Raw genomic sequence first — 2,384 nt, 5'->3', positions numbered from 1 at the left:
CGGGCGGTCTGGTTGACCTCGTCGCGCTGGCGCAGCAGCAGGCCGTAGTTGCTGGCCGGGGTCTTCACCCAGCCGTCCACGGCGGTGGTGACGTCCCAGGTCTCCCACTCCGGGTCGTTGGTGAAGCCGTTGAAGCTGGCCTTCCAGGCGGTGTCGTAGTCACCGCCCGGCGCGGTCCACGCGTTCACCCCGTCGTAGGTGTTCCAGGTGGCCTTCGTCTCGTTGAACGCCCGCTTGAGCTTGTAGACGTCGACGTATTCGTCGGTGTCCAGGCCGTCGTAGAGGTAGGTGTTGTACATCCGCAGCTCGGCACCGACGATCTTCGCGTCGGTGGGGATGCCGGTCAGGGTGGGGAACTTGACCAGGCCGCGGGTGTCGCCGTAGTAGGACGAGTTGTTGCCCGGGCTGACGTACGGGTCACCGTCGTAGACGTTGACGTTCTCCGTCGGCCGCCCGGCGGCGAGGGTGGTGTCGATGACGCCGTTCGAGCCGGTCGCGTCGGTCGCCGCGGTGCGGTAGATCCGGGTGATCTGGCCCGCCTTCGGCAGCATCGCCGGCTGCGTCGGGCCCGCGATGAGCTGCCCGTCGCGGGTTTTCACCGCGATCATGTAGTAGTAGAACTTGCGGTCCATCGGGTTGGTGTTGTCCGCCGCCGTCGGGACCGCGGTCGTGTCCTGGTAGCTGCGCGTCCCCGTGGACACGGGGGCGATCAGCGTCGTCGCCGACGGGGTGAAGTTCTGGAAGATGCTGCGGTGCACCTGGTACTCGACGATGTCCGAACCCGAGTACGCCGGCCAGTCGAGGACGGCACCGGTGGAGGTGATCGTGGTCGGCGGGTTCACCGCCACACCCGGCCGGCCGTAGGTGACGACCAGCTTCGGCAGGTTGAAGTCGCGGCGGTCGTTGTTGTACGCGTACTCGGAGGCCTCGTAGATCGGGCCGCCCCGGCTCCTGGTCGCCTCGTCCAGAGCCTTGACCATGAGCCCGTGGTTCGGGTAGGTGCGGTTCACCCAGTCCTGCACCAGATTGCGCACCGGGAACGAGTTCCACACGCTCGACTTGGCGTACTTCTTCACCGCACCGGCCTTGGTGAACCGGACCGCGTCGGCGATGGCCGTCGTGCCCGGCACACCGTTGAGCACGACCTTGCCGGTGGTGCCCGCCGCGAACGGATGCGTCCCCAACGTCACCCACGCGCCCGCGGCCGTCGGCGTGGTCTGGTTGACGGGGTAGGTCTTCGACCCGCCGTTGTAATAGACGGTGTACGGGGCGTTGGTGGGCCGGTCCGACTCGCCCACGTAGTGCACCTCGACCTGGTAGTCACCCGCCTCGGTGATCGTCGGCACCCAGGTGTGGGTGTCCGAAGCGCTGGAACTGCCGTGGTAGCGGTAGTCCGCGTTGATCGCCTTCGGCGTCAACGTCGCGTTCCCCGAATACGGCCAGGAGCCGACCACCGACGTCCCGGAATCCCCGTCGTCCTTGGTCACCACGTTTCCCGCCGGCGCGCCGGCGATCTTGCCGCTGACGGTGCCCCACGTCGCCGTGTCCTCGTCCCACGCCTCCAGGACCCGGCGCACCTCCATCGGCACGTCGTACTGCCAGGCGGTGTGCGTCTGCGAGTAGTACAACTGCAACTGCGCGTCGTCGATCGGCGTGTTCTGCGGAATCGAGTCCAGGCTGAACTTCAGCAACGACCGCCACGCGCCACTGGACGTGGTGCCCACGTGCAACGGCCACCTGACCTGGTCCTGCCCATAGGCGTGGTTCGGGTTGGCCGAATAGATCTGGGTGTCCTGCCCGCCCAGCGTGCCATCAGGCACCGGCTGGATCTTGATGGTCGGGTCGATGACCACCGGATACACCCGCGCCGGATCCCTCAACCACGCCGCGTCCGCCGACACGGTGACGGTGGTCTGCCCGTACACCTGCTGCACCCGCTGGGTGACCTTGTCCGACCACACCTTGCCCAGCGGCGAGGCCTTGTCGTCCTTCGCGTCGTACATGAACGGCGCCGGCATCACGAACACCGGCTCACCGCCACTCGCACGGACGAACGCGATCGACCCGTCCGCGCGCTGCTGCGCGGTCAGACCGGCGGTGTCCAGGGTGAACGTGTACGACACCGGCCCAACCGGCGGCTTCCGCAGGACGATCTCTTCCTTCAACGCGGTGCTGGTCACGTCGTACACCACGTCCGCGCCGCCGGCGATGCCCGGATAGGTCACCGTCGACCCCGACACCGTCGGTTTGACAGTCTTCTCCGCGCCCGCCAGACCCAACTCGATGCTGCGGCCCCCGGCCTCGAACCGGACCAGATCCTTCGACGTGTCACCGAACAGGCTGGTAAAGGTGTTCGTGCGATTGCCCTGCACGTACCCCTTCTC

The 2,384-nt window shown here is 67.2% G+C and carries 1 protein-coding gene; it reads right to left on the bottom strand.

The genetic code is table 11. The features are described from left to right. The coding region (locus ACFYML_RS36510; RefSeq protein WP_387425000.1) for a DNRLRE domain-containing protein at positions 1-2,372 on the bottom strand (2,372 nt) is incomplete at its 3' end. Positions 2,373-2,384: the final 12 nt, after the last annotated feature.

It is taken from the genome of Micromonospora sp. NPDC007230 (assembly GCF_042869115.1).
GTDB lineage: Bacteria > Actinomycetota > Actinomycetes > Mycobacteriales > Micromonosporaceae > Micromonospora.
The sequence above is the reverse complement of the archived record's forward strand: the minus strand, read 5'-3'. Positions and strand labels throughout refer to the sequence as shown.